Raw genomic sequence first — 12,904 nt, 5'->3', positions numbered from 1 at the left:
CCCTTGCGGGTGCTGAAGCGCGGGTCGGAGAGCACCTTGCGGACACCGGAGTAGCTGGAGACGACCCACGCCTCGACGCCGTTGGGCCACAGCATCCTGACCGGGCCGCCGGAGACGGCGTCGGCGAAGCCGGTCGGCGACTGGAGGGGGTGGTCGCGTTCGTGGTGGACGGGGCAGACGGCAGCTTCGGTCACGGGTGTTCCCTTCAACAGAACAAATCTGTTCTTTTGGATCCACGACCGAACGTAGCGCAGCGGCTACTCCTTGACGAGTGGTTCGGTGGCGAAGGACCTGCCGATCAGCGGTCGCAGCAGGCCGTCGACGATCCCGCCGACCACGTCGGCCTCCTCCGACCGCAGCACGAACGTCGAGACCAGCGCCGTCATGAGCACGTCGGCGTCGAGGTCGCGCGGCAGCTCACCGCGGTCCTTCGCCCGCACCACGGCCACCTGCAGCTGCTCGGTGTAGACGCGGTCGACGTGCTCTTCGCGCAGGCGCACCAGGTCGGCGTCCTGCCGGCTGCCCTCCAGCAGCCCGAGGAAGATCCCCGTCAGGTCGAACGGCCTCGGCTCGCCCCACGACCGCATGATCGCCCGCACGTCCTCCACGAACGAGCCCTCGTCCGGCTGGGCGAGCACCGGCATGTTCGCCCTCAGCGCGTCGACGATCAGCCGCGCCTTCGACGGCCAGCGCTGGTACAGGCTCGCCTTGCTCGCCCTGGCGCGGCTCGCGACGAGGTCCATGTTGAACCGGGCGTAGCCGACGTCGGCGAACACGTGGAGCACGGCGGCGAACACCTCCTGCTGCCGCGCAGGCGTGTCGAGAGGCGTGCGGCCCACCCTGGTCCCCTCCGGTCTCAAGTGCGGGCCACGCTACCGCCGGGTGCGTCCGCGAGCCGACCCGTGCGCCGGACCGACATCCACCTGAGCTGAGTTCCGTGCAGGGCCGTGACCAACGACTGGATCACCACCGCGTACATCAACTGCCGGTACACCACCTGCTGCAACGGGTACGCCCACAACGGTTTCACCGACTCACCGTCCAGCCGCAGCGCGTACCCCGCACTCGCGGTCTGCAGCAGGAGGAACACGGTCCACACGATGAACGCCAGCGGCGCGTCCGCGACGATGAACCCGTACAGCACGTAGAGGTCCATCACCGGTGCGAGCAGCGGCAGCAGCAGGTGGAACGCCAGCAGGTAGAGCAGGCCGAACCGGCCCATCGGCCCGTTCTCCAGCAACGCGCCGCGGTGCTTCCACATCGCCTGGAACGTGCCGTAGGACCACCGGTACCGCTGCCGGAACAGCCCGTGCACGGTCACCGGCGCCTCGGTCCACGCCTTGGCCTGCGGCCGGTACGCCACCCGCCAGCCCGCCCGCGTGACCGCCATCGTCAGGTCGGTGTCCTCGGCCAGCGTGTGCTCCGGCACGCCGCCGACGTCGGTGAGCGCCGACCGCCGGAACGCCCCCACCGCACCGGGCACGGTCGGGATGCACCGCAGCGCGTGCAGGATCTGCCGGTCCAGGTTGGACCCCGCGCAGTACTCCAGGTGCTGCCAGCGACCGAGCAGGCCCTGCCGGTTGCCGACCTTCGCGTTGCCCGCCACCGCGCCGACCCCGCTGTCGGCGAACGGCTGCACGAGCTGGCCGATCGTGTCCGGTTCGAAGACCGTGTCGCCGTCGAGCAGCACCAGCACGTCGTGGCGGGCGGCACGGACACCCGCGTTCAGCGCGGCCGGCTTGCCCTGGTTGTCCTGGCGCAGGACGGTGACGCCGGGCAGGCCCAGCTCCTCGGCGCGGTCGGCGGTGCCGTCGGTCGAGCCGTCGTCGACGACGACCACCTCCACGTCGGCGAGGTGGTCGTTCGCGGCGATCGACCGGACGGTGGCCGCGATGTTCACGGCCTCGTTGTACGCCGGGATGATCACCGACACCGGTGGCGCTGTCCACGGCGGCGGCGCGTGCTCGCTCTCCCGGCGCAGGCGGCGGTCGGTGTGCGCGAGGCCGAGCTGCATCAGCGTGCGCAGGATGCCGAGCAGTGCCGCCACGGCGATCGCCGTGCCCATCACCGCGACGACCACACCCCCGTTGCGCTGCGCCCACCCGGTGACGGCGCCGGTGAAGCGTTCGGCCGGGCCTGCCGCGGTCACGCCGTCCCCGAGCTGCGCGAACCGCAGGCCGGGGGTGCGCGCCAGCTGCCGGGCGATGTCCGCGCCGATGCTGCCGTCGTCGTGCAGCCGGACCACGCCCCGGCCCTGCGCCAGCGACATCCGCACCAGCGTGCCGATGTCCTGGTGCTCGCGGTCACCGCTGTCGACCTCGACCGGCGCGCCGACCAGTCGCGTGTGGACACCCAGCACGTCGGCGAGCGCGGCCTGCGCGAACGCGAGGTCGAGCGGGTTCACCCAGTCGCCCTCGGTGCGGAAGCCGTCGATGCCGATCCGGTGCCCCTCTGCCGCGATCCTGGCCGTCACCTCCGGGTTGCGGGTGACCTGCGTGCCCAGCACGAAGAAGGTCGCTTTCACGTCGGCCTCCCGCAACGCGCCGAGCAGGTGCGGTGTCCACTTCGGATCAGGGCCGCCGTGGAACGCCAGCGCGACCGTGCGATCGGGCAGCTCGTGCACCGCGTGCGGTGCGGGCACCGGCTCGGGTCTCAGCGCGGCGTGGGCGTGGAACGACACCACGCACAGCAGCACCAGGAGCCCGAGCAGGATCGACAGCCAGTGCAACCGGGGCGTGCGCCTCACCACACCGCCAGCAGCGTGCCGCCGACCACCGCGGCGAACACCACCAGCCCGCCCGCGAGCGTCACGCTGACCAGCTTCGCCACTACCCGTCTGCCGCCGTTGCCGTCGACGAAGACCTGCATGTCCGATTCCCCCCAGAAACCGTGCGGACGACCGCGACCACCACGGCCGCGCCGACCGATGCCGCGAGCCACGGGAACCCGTTGACGAACCACGGGACCGCTGCCGCGGCGACCTCCTCGCTGCTTCCCCAGAACGACTGCCCCGTCGCCAGCCGCTGCCACGCCGCGTTGCCCGCGGCGAGGACGACGAAGACGACCGGTGGCGCCGGTGCCACCGTCCACAACCCCACCCGGCGCACGAGCGCCGAGGCGACCACGGCGCCCCCCACCAGCCAGACGCCGAAGGGCCACCCGAGGTTGTCCCCGTCCACCCAGAGACCCACCTGGGCGAACACCGTGAGCATCGCGAGCGCCGCCAAACCCGGCAGCTGCACCCCCATGAGCACGTAGAATAGTCGAGGGGATGGGGGATCTCATGAGTTCTGCCGGCCGCTTCCGGCGTGCCTGCCACGTGATCCTGCGCACGGCGTGGGTGCTGGTGTGCGCCGCGGTGCTCGTCGTGGCGGGCGTCGCGTGGTCGACGGTGACCACGATCTCGACCGGGGTGGAGCGCTCCCACGCCATCGCCGCCGACGCGCCGCGGTCGGTGTCCGGGCGCAATGTCTTGATCATGGGCCTGACCACCCGGCTCGACCTGCACGGCGAACCGCTGCCCGACGACGTGCTGCGGCGGTTGCAGGCCGGCGAGAGCGACCGGGGCGGGTACAACGCGAACACGCTGATCCTGCTGCACCTGCCGGCGTCCGGTCCGGCCGTGGCGATGTCCGTGCCGCGCGACAACCTCGTCCCGCTGGCCTCCGGCGGTGAAGGCAAGGTCAAGGAGGCCTACGGGCGCGCGAAGATCGCCGAGGAGGACCGGCTGCGCGCCGCGGGCATGGCGGACAAGCGCCAGCTGGAACGCGCGGGCCGCGAAGCCGGTCGGCGGGCCCAGGTGCAGACCGTGTCGGCGTTCCTCGACCAGCCGATCGACCACCTCGTGGAGATCTCGCTGATCGGTTTCTTCCACATCGCGGAGGGCCTCGGCGGCGTGGACGTGTGCCTGCGGAACGCGACGGCGGACCCGTTGTCGGGTGCGGACTTCCCGGCGGGCCCGCAGCACCTCGACGCGGGCCAGGCGCTGTCGTTCGTGCGGCAGCGCCACGGGCTGCCCGGCGGCGACCTCGCCCGCACCCGGCGCCAGCAGGCGTTCCTGTCGGCCGTGGCGCGGCGGCTGAAGGACCCGGCGGCGGTCCCGGCGATGATCGACACGGCCAAGCAGGACGTGGTGCTCGACGCGGGCCTAGACCTGGCCGAGCTGGCCGGGAAGCTGCCGTCCGAGGTCCGGTTCGACACGCTGCCGGTCGAGGGCGGCGCGCACGTCGGCGGGCAGGACGTGAACCGCGTCGACCAGGAGAAGGTGCGGGCGAAGGTCACCGAGCTGGCGACCGCTCCCCCACCACCCCCACCGAACGACGGCGTCCCCTGCGTCGACTAACGCGCCCCCGTGCTGCTCAGGTGCGGCGTTCGGTCACCCACGTCGCGATCTGCGCCCGTGACGTGAACCCGAGCTTCTGCAGGATGCGTTCGACGTGGCCCTCCGCGGTCCGCCGCGCGATCACCAGCCGGGCCGCGATCTCCTTGTTCGACATGCCGCCGGCGATCAGGTCGGCCACCTGCTGCTCGCGGCGGGTCAGCGGGGTGGGCGGCTCGACCGGCTCCGGTACCGCCGGCTCCTCACCGATGGCGAACGCGAGCGCGTCCTCCAGCTCCAGGTCCATGCCGTGCCGGAACGCCACCCGGAACTCCGCCTCGCCCAGCGCCGTGACGACCGCCGACTCGCACTCCCCGTGCGGCGTGCCGAAGTAGCGGGAGCCGAACATCGGGTAGCCGACCGACCGCCAGATCTCGCTGGTCGCGCCGAGCAGCGTCGCCGCGCGCCGGGCGTTGCCCTGCGAGGCGGCGATCCAGGCCAGCACCTCCATGCCGAGCACGATGCCGAGCAGGTCGTGGAACGTGCGCTTGATCCGCAGGCAGTCGCGGCCCAGCGCGTCCGCCCGCGCGAGGTCGCCGCTGGCCCACGCGCACAACGCGAGCACGTAGATGGCGTACGCCTGCGCCCACAGCTCGCCGTGCTCCTCGCCCACGGCCTTCGCCTCGACGCAGAGCCGTTCCGCGGTGGCGAAGTCGCGGCGGAAGATAGCGGAGATCGCGAGCTCGATGCCCGCGAGCATGGTGTGGCTGTTGACCGCGCCGAGGCTGCGGTAGCGCCTCCTGGCCTCCTCGAACAGCTCGTCGGCCAGGTCCAGGTCGTCGCCGACGAGGTGGGTGCAGGCCAGCCGGTGGGTGGCGTAGGCGAGCGCCGACTCGTCACCGGCCGTGCGCGCGTAGTCGCGGCACTCGTCGAGCATGCGCACCGAGGTGGCGATGTCGCCCTGCAACGTGGCCACGTAGCCGTTGACCCACAGGGCCTTGGCCCGCACCGGGCCGGTCGCGGACGTCTGGAGGGCGCGGTCGAGCCAGTGCCGGCCCTCGCCGAGCATCCCGCAGCCCGCCCAGTAGAACCACAGCGTGCCGGCGAGGTGGACGCAGTGGTCACCGGCGGCGGAGAAGCAGAAGTCCAGCGCGGACCGGAGGTTCGCGTTCTCCAGGTGGGTCAGCGCGAAGATCCGCGGCTGGGCCGGGCCGAACCACTCCTCCTCGCGCCGCCGGGCCCACTCGATGTAGTGGTCGCGGTGCCGTTCGCGCAGCACCTGCTCGCACCCGGCGGAGCGCAGCTTGTCCAAGCCGTACTGGCGCAACGGCTCCAGCAACCGGAACCGGGTGCCGGACGGGTGCTGCTCGGCCACCACCACGGACTTGTCGACCAGACCGGCCAGCGACCGCATGACCTCGTGGGTGTCCACGCTCTCACCGGAGCACACCCGTTCCGCGGCCTCCAGGTCGAACGTGCCGGAGAACACCGACGCGCGCGCCCACAGCACCTGTTCGGCGCGGGTGCACAGGTGGAAGCTCCAGTCCACCGCCGCCTGCAGCGTCTGGTGCCGCGGGTCGCCCCCGCGCCGTCCGTCGCCGAGCACCCGGAACGTGTCGTCCAACCTGGACAGCAGGTGGTCGAGCGTCAGCACCCGCAACCGCACCGCGGCCAGTTCGATGGCCAGTGGGATTCCACCCAGCAGCGCGCAGATCTGGCTCACCGCGGCGTGGTTGGCCGCCGTGATCGCGAACCCCGGCTCGACGGCGGCCGCGCGTTCGGCGAACAGGTCCAGCGCCGGGTCCCGCGGCAGCGGCGCGACCTGCCACAGGTGCTCACCGTCCACGCCGAGGCGTTCCCGGCTGGTCGCGAGCACGCGCAGGCCGGGCACACCGCGCAGCAGCCCGTCCACCAGGTCGGCGATCGCGCCGACGACGTGCTCGCAGTTGTCCAGCACCACCAGCACCTGCCGGTCGCGCAGGTGTTCCACCAGGACGGTCCGGTGCCGGCGGACCGTGTCGTCGTGCACCCCCAACGACTCCAGCACGGTGTGCACGACCAGGTCCGGGTCGTTCAGCCCGCCCAGCTCCACGAACCACACGCCGTCGGGGAACGCCCGGCGCAGCTCGGCCGCCGCCCGCAGCGCGAGCCGGGTCTTGCCCACCCCGCCGACCCCCGTCAGGGTGACCAGGCGCGACTCCGCCAGGAGTCTCCTGACCTCGGCGACATCCTGTTTCCTGCCCACAAAAGCAGTGGTGTCGGCAGGCAGGTTGCCTTTGCGACTCGGGGAAAGTGCGCTGCCCACACCGCACCCTAGGTCGGTGCGATCGGCCGCTGCAACGCGGTCCCCCGGAGGTACCAACGCCGGAACACGGGTAGTTACCCCCTAGGGCGACCGGGTCGTGACAGCCAGTGTGGGAGGTGGGAGCCCGCGTTCCGGGGAGGGAAGGACCATGACCGCTGACACCGCCGCGCACGGTCTCGACGTCGGCCTCCGGGAGCAGAACGGCGTGCTGGTGGTGCGTTTCACCGGCCGCCTGGACTGGTCCACGTACCTGCGCGTGCAGGACGTGCTGCTCGACTGCGCCACCAGGGAGCTGGTCGGCGTCGTCGTCGAGCTCGACGGCCTCGTGGCCGAGTCGCCCGCGCTGCTCGTGGTGTTCGACGTGGTGTGGCTGTCGGCGGCGCGCTGGCCGGGCATCTCGCTGAGCCTCGTCGTGGGCGACCACCGGTTGCGGTCGACGCTGGGGGCGCGCGGTCTGCCGCGGCACATCCCGCTGCACGCCACCACGGAGGCCGCACTCGCGAACGTGACCCGTTTGCAGCACGAGGACCGAGTGGACGCCGTGCTGCCCACATGCCGGTGTGCGCCGCATGTGGCAGAGCGCATCACCGAGCGCGCGTGCGAACGGTGGGGCGTGCAGGCGTTGCTGGACGTGGCGCCGCAGCTGGCCGTGGAGCTCGTGTCGCACGTCGAGGACGAGCAGCCGGTCTCGTTGTTGCTGCGCATGCGTGGTGACAAGTTGTCCGTGGCGGTGCGCACGACCGCACGGCTTGACCTCAGGCAGTGGAACACCATGCGGCGCAACGTCGCGTCCATCGCCGTCTGCAACTTCACCATGGGTGAGACGCCGGCCGGGGGCGGACGGCACGTCATCTGGGCGTTGCTCGACGTGCCGCAGGACAGCCGGCGCCGTCCCGCCGCGTTCGGCGAGACCGTCGCCTTCACCCACCCGGCCTAACCCCTCCGGGTCTTTGCAGAACCCGAACATCCGCCGGACCTGCCTCTGACGGCGGGCCGCCATCGTTCTGCGTCATGGACATTTCACGAATCGGCGTGGTCGTCGCCGGACTGCTGCTGCTCGGCGCGGGCACCGCGTCGGCCCAGGAACCGGTCACGATCAGCCCGGAGAAGGTGCGCAAGATCTGCGAGCAGCGCGTGCCGCGGGTCGAGGCCAAGGTCAAGGCGCTGACCGACAGGATCAACGGCACGCCCGAGACGCTCGGCTCGACCAAGTGGCTGGAGCAGAAGGCGGCCGACGCGCGCAAGGCCGGCAACACGGCGCGTGCGGACGTGCTGGACGCGCGGGTGAAACTGCGCGCGGCCCAGCTCGTGCGGCTCGGCCAGGCCGGCGAGCGGGTGGCGAGGTTCAAGTCCGAGCACTGCGGTGCCAAGTGAGGTGGGTGGCCGCGCTCGCGTTGCTGGTCTCGCTGACGGCGTGCCGGGGTGAGGAGCCGGCCCCCGACCTCGATGCTGTGGAATCGACGCTGAACAGCATCGAGTCCGAGATCGACCAACCGGGGTGAGCAGTGGAACGTGGCCTGGTTCTCGTCGTGGAGGACGAACCGGCGATCGCCGAGCTCGTGGCCCTTTACCTGCGGCGCGACGGGTTCGGCGTGCACCTGGAGGCAGCGGGGGACGCGGCACTGGCCGCGGTCCGCTCACTCGCGCCGGTCGCGGTCGTGCTGGACGTGGGCCTGCCGGGGATGAGCGGCATCGAGGTCTGCCGCGCGCTGCGGGCGGCGGGCGACTGGACGCCGGTGCTGTTCGTGACCGCGCGCGACGACGAGGTCGACCGGCTGCTCGGGCTGGAGCTCGGCGCGGACGACTACGTCACCAAGCCGTTCAGCCCGCGCGAGCTCGCGCTGCGGGTCCGCACGGTGCTGCGCAGGGCCACGCCCGCCGCGACCGCGACCGAGGCGCTGCGGGTGGGTGACGTGCGGCTGGACGTCGGGGAACGCCGCGCGTGGGCCGGCTCCGCCGAGGTCGCCCTGACCTCGACGGAGTTCGGCCTGCTCGCCCACCTGATGCGGCACCCGCGCCGGGTGTTCTCCCGCGAGCAGCTGCTGAGCGCGGTGTGGGGGTACTCGTCCGCGGCCGGGACGCGCACGGTCGACGTGCACATCGCCCAGCTGCGCGCGAAGTTCGGCGCCTCCAGTCCTATCCGGACGGTGCGCGGCGTCGGCTACTCGGCGGACGCGTCGTGAACCTCGCCACCCGGATCGCGTTGCTGTGCTTGGGGGTCGCGTTCGTCGCGGTCCTCGTCGCCGGGTTCGTGTCCACGCGCCTGGTGCTGAGCACCTCCCGCGAGGTGAGCCGCGAGATCCTGGCGAACCAGGCCGACGTCGTCGCGGGCCAGGTGTCGAACAGGCGGGTCGAGCAGGTGCTGGAGGGGCAGGGCATCGCGATCGTCACGGTGTCCGCGGCCGGTGAGGTGTCCGGCCAGGACAAGGCTGCCGCGCGGGCCGCACGCGCCGTGCACGCCGAGGAGGTCCTCACCGGGAAACCGGTGTCGAAGACGAGCGGGCGGCTGCTGGTCGAGGCGCGGCCGTCCGGTGGCGGCGGGTTCGCGCTGGTGCAGGAGACCGAGACGGGCGGCAACGCGCGTGCGCTGGTCCGCAACGTCCTGTTCGCGCTCGCCATCGGGTTGGTCGTGGCCTGCGTGGCCGGGTTGGCGCTGGGCACGGTGCTGGCACGGCCGTTGCGCCGGGTCGCCGGGGTCGCGCACGCGATGAGCGGCGGCCGGCGGGACCTGCGCGTGCCGGTGTCCGGCCCGTACGAGCTGGCCGAGGTGTCGAGGTCGGTGAACGACCTCGCGGACGCGTTGCAGCGCAGCGAGTCCCGGCAGCGCGACTTCCTGCTGTCGGTGTCGCACGAGCTGCGCACGCCGCTGACCGCCGTCACCGGGTTCGCCGAGTCGCTGGCCGACGGCGTGGTCACCGGCGAGCAGGTGGCCCCGGTCGGCGCGGTGGTCCTGTCCGAGGCCCGCCGGCTGGACCGGCTCGTGTCCGACCTGCTCGACCTGGCCCGCCTGGGCGCCGACGACTTCCGCCTCGACCTCGCCGCCGTCGAGCTGGTCCCCGTGGTCCGCTCGGCCGCCGAGGTGTGGCACGCCCGCTGCCACGCGGCCGGCGTGCGGTTCTCGGTCGACGTCACGGCCTCCCCGGTGGTGCGCGCGGACCCCCGGCGGCTGCGCCAGGTGATCGACGGCCTGCTGGAGAACGCCCTGCGCGTGACGCCCGCGGGCCACCCGGTCGTGCTCGCGGTGTCGTCGGTGCTGGAGGTGCGCGACGGCGGCCCCGGCCTCGCACCGGAGGACTACCCCGTGGCGTTCGACCGCGGCGTGCTGCACGCCCGCTACCAGCAGACCCGCCCGGTCGGCACCGGTGTGGGCCTGGCGCTGGTGCACGGCCTGGTCACCCGGATGGGCGGCACGATCACGGCGGGCCCCGCACCCGAGGGCGGGGCCGCGTTCACCGTGGCCCTGCCGCTCACTTCGCCTGGGGCAGCTTGACCTTCTTCTTCGCGCCCGGAGCCGACGGCGGCGGCACGACGGGCCCGATGTCACCGTCCGGCGCCTCGTCGAGGTCGACGACGACCGGCGCGTGGTCGCTCGGCCCGGTGCCCTTGCGCGCGTGCCGGTCGATCCACGCGGCCTTCGCCCGCGGCGCCACCCCGTCGCTCGCCAGGACCAGGTCGATCCGCATGCCCAGGTCGCGGTGGAACATGCCGGCCCGGTAGTCCCAGTAGCTGAAGATCCGCTTGTCCGGCCACCGCTCGCGCACGACGTCGTGGAACCCGAGCGCCTCGATCGCCCGCAGCGCCGCCCGTTCCGGCTCCGTCACGTGCGTGTGCCCGGCGAAGGCGTCGGGGTCGAACACGTCGGCGTCGGCGGGCGCGATGTTGATGTCACCGCAGACCAGCGCGTCCGCCGGCCCGGCTGCGAGCACGTCCCTGAGTGCGGCGAGCCACTCCAGCTTGTACTTGTAGTGGTCCGACTCCGGCTCACGCCCGTTCGGCACGTACAGCGAATGCACCCGCACACCAGCACACGTGGCGGCCACGGCCCGTGCCTCCTGGTGCGGGAACCCCGGCGCACCGGCGACACCGACCTCCACGTCCTCCAGCCCGACGCGCGACAGGATCGCAACCCCGTTCCACTGCGTCTCGCCGAACACCGCGGCCCGGTACCCGCGCTGCTCCAGCTCCGCGCCGAGCAGGGCGGTGAAGGCGTCGTCGGCCAGCTTGGTCTCCTGCAGGCACACCACGTCCGGCTGCCGCTGGTCCAGCCACGGCAAGAGCCTCGGCACGCGTTGCTTGACGGAGTTCACGTTCCAGGTCGCCACTCGCACCGGGACCACGGTAGTCACAAGCCCTGGAGCCCGCATGGAGCCGGGTGACGGGCCTGGTCAGGCGGACGGTCCGTCCTCAGTGGACTCCCATCGCGCTGCGGCCGGGAGGTCAGCTCGCCACGGCCGGCCACTCGGTCGGCACCACTCCTGCGGAGCGCAGCCGGCGGGCCTGCTCCGCACCCGGTGCACCGGCGTGCTCCAGCGCGGCCCACGCCAGCAGCCGCACCTCGGCGGACGGCCCGTCCACGCAGAACGCCGCGAGCTCGGCCGCCGCCTCCCCGGCGTCCCTGGCCGCGACCCAGACAGCCAGGACCGGTTCGGCGACCTCCGGTGCGCAGGGCTCCACCGCCTCGCACACCTCCTCCAGCGGGAACTGTGCGAACTCCTCCACGGACGGCGCGTCGAACCCCTCCGCGCGCAACGCCCGCTGCACAGCCCACCGGCCGAGGGGTGTCAGCCGGGCGAGGGTGAGGTCGGGATCATCGTTGCCGGACAGCTCGATGATCTCGGCGTGCTCCTCCGCGTCCGCGGACACCGCCAGCTCGACCACCCCCAGCACCGCCAGGGCCCCGAGCACAGCGGCGAAATCCCGCCGCCACATCACCTCCCGGGCACCGGCCGGCAACCCGCCGACCTCGAACCACGCGGACACCGCGTGGTGAGCGCTCTCCGCCAGCAGCTCCACCGGTACCGGTGCCCCGCCTGCCGGGTAGAGGCCCAGCCACAGGTCCAGCAGCACCTCCCGCAGCGCCAGCCCGAGCGGAGAGGGTGCCTCGTGCCGGCTCGCGGGCGCGCACGCCTCGGGCCCCAGCCCGCCGTACGCCTCGAACGCCCGCCACCACAGCTCCACCGGCCGGTCCAGGAGGCCGGCCGCACTCTTGACCGCCACGAGCCTGCCCTTGACCACCCGGACCAGGCGAACGGCCCTGGCCCAGGCCACCAGCAGCGACACCTCCGGCAGGTCCTCGCTGCCGCGCGCCCGTTCCGCACCCGGCTCGTCCAGTCCCAGCAGCACTGCCAGCTCACGGGCGTCCGCAACGAGCAGGTGCTTCGTGGTCGTCACCGCACGACCGGCACCCACCCACGCCACCAGCGTCCGCAACCGGGTCACCACCCCGGTGGCCTCCGCCAGTGCCGCGAGCTCGCCATCGGGCGGAACGGGCACCGGCGGCAACGGCCCCGGCGCACCCCCGCCGAACTCGGGGAGGAGCAGGTCGGCTCCACCACCGTCCGCGTGCCTGCGCATGATCTCGGCCAGCACGTCCTCGTCGTACTCGACCGCACCGGCCTGAACCGCCAGCAGGAAGTCGCGGACGTCGTCCTCGTCCTCGGGGTCGACGCCGTGCTCGATCATCCGGGTCGCCCAGAACTTCGCCGGCCCGTAGTTGCGCTCGTCCGCCATCCTGGCCAGGAACTCCGGAGCGCTCCGGTCGATCGCCGCGTGCAGCTCGCCCCCGTTCCACTCCTCGTCACCGCGGGTCGCGGTCAGGAAGTCGGCCCAGTGGTGCAGCGTGGTCAGCACACCCGGCCAGTGCGGCCGCTCCAGCGTGGCCTTCCGCGGGAACCATTCGAGCAGGAGCACCTCGACGTGCGGAACCCGTGCGTCCAGCGCCGCCTCGACGACGAAGAGGTCGACCTCGAGCCCCCGCCCGGCAGCCCAGTCACCGAACTCGGCCACCAGCTCGTCGACCTGCTCTTCCCGCGGTTCCAGGACATCCACGGAGTCATCCACCTTCCACGCCATCCGGCGCCGACCAGCACCCGACCGCGCCAGAAGATCCGCGCCAGACGAACCGGTGGGGCAGGTCGGATTCGAACCGACAACCTGACAGATTATGAGTCTGCTGCTCTGACCGGTTGAGCTACTGCCCCCTGCGCAGCGGCCGTCCGCACGGCTGCGCACTGCGTGAAGGAGGATACCGATCACGCCGATCAGGCCTTGCGCGCCCCCGT

General features: G+C 72.6%; 13 protein-coding genes and 1 tRNA gene. 6 read left to right on the top strand and 8 right to left on the bottom strand.

The window, feature by feature from the left end:
• Positions 1-257 precede the first annotated feature (257 nt).
• Genes AB0A63_RS30485 through AB0A63_RS30470 form a run of 4 tightly spaced genes read right to left on the bottom strand, consistent with a single transcriptional unit; the run spans position 258 to position 3,248 of the window.
• Positions 258-839, bottom strand: a complete 582-nt coding sequence (locus tag AB0A63_RS30485) for a TetR/AcrR family transcriptional regulator (RefSeq protein ID WP_360397208.1) — start codon at positions 837-839, stop codon at positions 258-260.
• 17 nt (positions 840-856) lie between these two features.
• On the bottom strand, positions 857-2,746 hold the full coding sequence (locus AB0A63_RS30480) for a glycosyltransferase (RefSeq protein WP_360397207.1): 1,890 nt from the start codon (positions 2,744-2,746) through the stop codon (positions 857-859).
• Entirely contained in the window at positions 2,743-2,868 is a 126-nt protein-coding gene (locus AB0A63_RS30475; protein ID WP_360397206.1) for a hypothetical protein, read from the bottom strand. Before AB0A63_RS30475 ends, AB0A63_RS30480 begins: the two co-directional genes overlap by 4 nt.
• A complete protein-coding gene (locus AB0A63_RS30470; RefSeq protein ID WP_360397205.1) occupies positions 2,829-3,248 on the bottom strand; it encodes a DUF6542 domain-containing protein in 420 nt (139 codons plus the stop codon). Before AB0A63_RS30470 ends, AB0A63_RS30475 begins: the two co-directional genes overlap by 40 nt.
• Positions 3,249-3,283: 35 nt before the next feature.
• Between AB0A63_RS30470 and AB0A63_RS30465 the strand changes: the two genes are divergently transcribed.
• Positions 3,284-4,342, top strand: a complete 1,059-nt coding sequence (locus AB0A63_RS30465) for an LCP family protein (protein WP_360397204.1) — start codon at positions 3,284-3,286, stop codon at positions 4,340-4,342.
• 16 nt (positions 4,343-4,358) lie between these two features.
• On the opposite strand, the gene AB0A63_RS30460 is transcribed toward AB0A63_RS30465, so the two are convergent.
• On the bottom strand, positions 4,359-6,563 hold the full coding sequence (locus AB0A63_RS30460; RefSeq protein WP_360397203.1) for a LuxR C-terminal-related transcriptional regulator: 2,205 nt from the start codon (positions 6,561-6,563) through the stop codon (positions 4,359-4,361).
• A gap of 208 nt (positions 6,564-6,771) precedes the next feature.
• Here AB0A63_RS30460 and AB0A63_RS30455 point away from each other — a divergent pair, with 208 nt between their 5' ends.
• The 5 genes from AB0A63_RS30455 to AB0A63_RS30435 all read left to right on the top strand — a co-directional run bounded on the left by AB0A63_RS30455 (position 6,772) and on the right by AB0A63_RS30435 (position 10,113).
• Entirely contained in the window at positions 6,772-7,560 is a 789-nt protein-coding gene (locus AB0A63_RS30455; protein ID WP_360397202.1) for a hypothetical protein, read from the top strand.
• A gap of 74 nt (positions 7,561-7,634) precedes the next feature.
• A complete protein-coding gene (locus AB0A63_RS30450) occupies positions 7,635-7,997 on the top strand; it encodes a hypothetical protein (RefSeq protein WP_360397201.1) in 363 nt (120 codons plus the stop codon).
• Between the two features lie 5 nt (positions 7,998-8,002).
• Positions 8,003-8,125 (top strand): hypothetical protein, encoded by a 123-nt coding sequence (locus AB0A63_RS30445; RefSeq protein ID WP_360397200.1) that lies wholly within the window; start codon positions 8,003-8,005, stop codon positions 8,123-8,125.
• A 3-nt stretch (positions 8,126-8,128) separates the two neighbouring features.
• Entirely contained in the window at positions 8,129-8,806 is a 678-nt protein-coding gene (locus AB0A63_RS30440; RefSeq protein ID WP_360397199.1) for a response regulator, read from the top strand.
• Positions 8,803-10,113 carry a HAMP domain-containing sensor histidine kinase gene (locus tag AB0A63_RS30435; RefSeq protein WP_360397198.1) on the top strand — a complete coding sequence of 437 codons (1,311 nt, stop codon included), beginning with the start codon at positions 8,803-8,805 and terminating at the stop codon, positions 10,111-10,113. Before AB0A63_RS30440 ends, AB0A63_RS30435 begins: the two co-directional genes overlap by 4 nt.
• Here AB0A63_RS30435 and AB0A63_RS30430 read toward each other — a convergent pair.
• From AB0A63_RS30430 to AB0A63_RS30420, 3 genes are all read right to left on the bottom strand, one after another.
• Positions 10,091-10,960 (bottom strand): exodeoxyribonuclease III, encoded by an 870-nt coding sequence (locus tag AB0A63_RS30430; RefSeq protein WP_360397197.1) that lies wholly within the window; start codon positions 10,958-10,960, stop codon positions 10,091-10,093. The two genes, AB0A63_RS30435 and AB0A63_RS30430, sit on opposite strands and share 23 nt — an antisense overlap.
• 100 nt (positions 10,961-11,060) lie before the next feature.
• Entirely contained in the window at positions 11,061-12,671 is a 1,611-nt protein-coding gene (locus tag AB0A63_RS30425) for a hypothetical protein (protein ID WP_360397196.1), read from the bottom strand.
• Positions 12,672-12,748: 77 nt separating this feature from the next.
• A tRNA-Ile gene (locus tag AB0A63_RS30420) sits at positions 12,749-12,823 on the bottom strand.
• Positions 12,824-12,904 lie beyond the last annotated feature (81 nt).

The organism is Lentzea sp. NPDC042327 (assembly GCF_040647275.1).
Taxonomy (GTDB): Bacteria; Actinomycetota; Actinomycetes; order Mycobacteriales; family Pseudonocardiaceae; genus Lentzea.
The sequence above is the reverse complement of the archived record's forward strand: the minus strand, read 5'-3'. Positions and strand labels throughout refer to the sequence as shown.

Coding starts and splice junctions, on each gene's coding strand:
- AB0A63_RS30450 (WP_360397201.1), top strand. CDS start 7,635: ATGGACATTTCACGAATCGGCGTGGTCGTCGCCGGACTGCTGCTGCTC.
- AB0A63_RS30470 (WP_360397205.1), bottom strand. CDS start 3,248: ATGGGGGTGCAGCTGCCGGGTTTGGCGGCGCTCGCGATGCTCACGGTG.
- AB0A63_RS30465 (WP_360397204.1), top strand. CDS start 3,284: ATGAGTTCTGCCGGCCGCTTCCGGCGTGCCTGCCACGTGATCCTGCGC.
- AB0A63_RS30475 (WP_360397206.1), bottom strand. CDS start 2,868: ATGCAGGTCTTCGTCGACGGCAACGGCGGCAGACGGGTAGTGGCGAAG.
- AB0A63_RS30455 (WP_360397202.1), top strand. CDS start 6,772: ATGACCGCTGACACCGCCGCGCACGGTCTCGACGTCGGCCTCCGGGAG.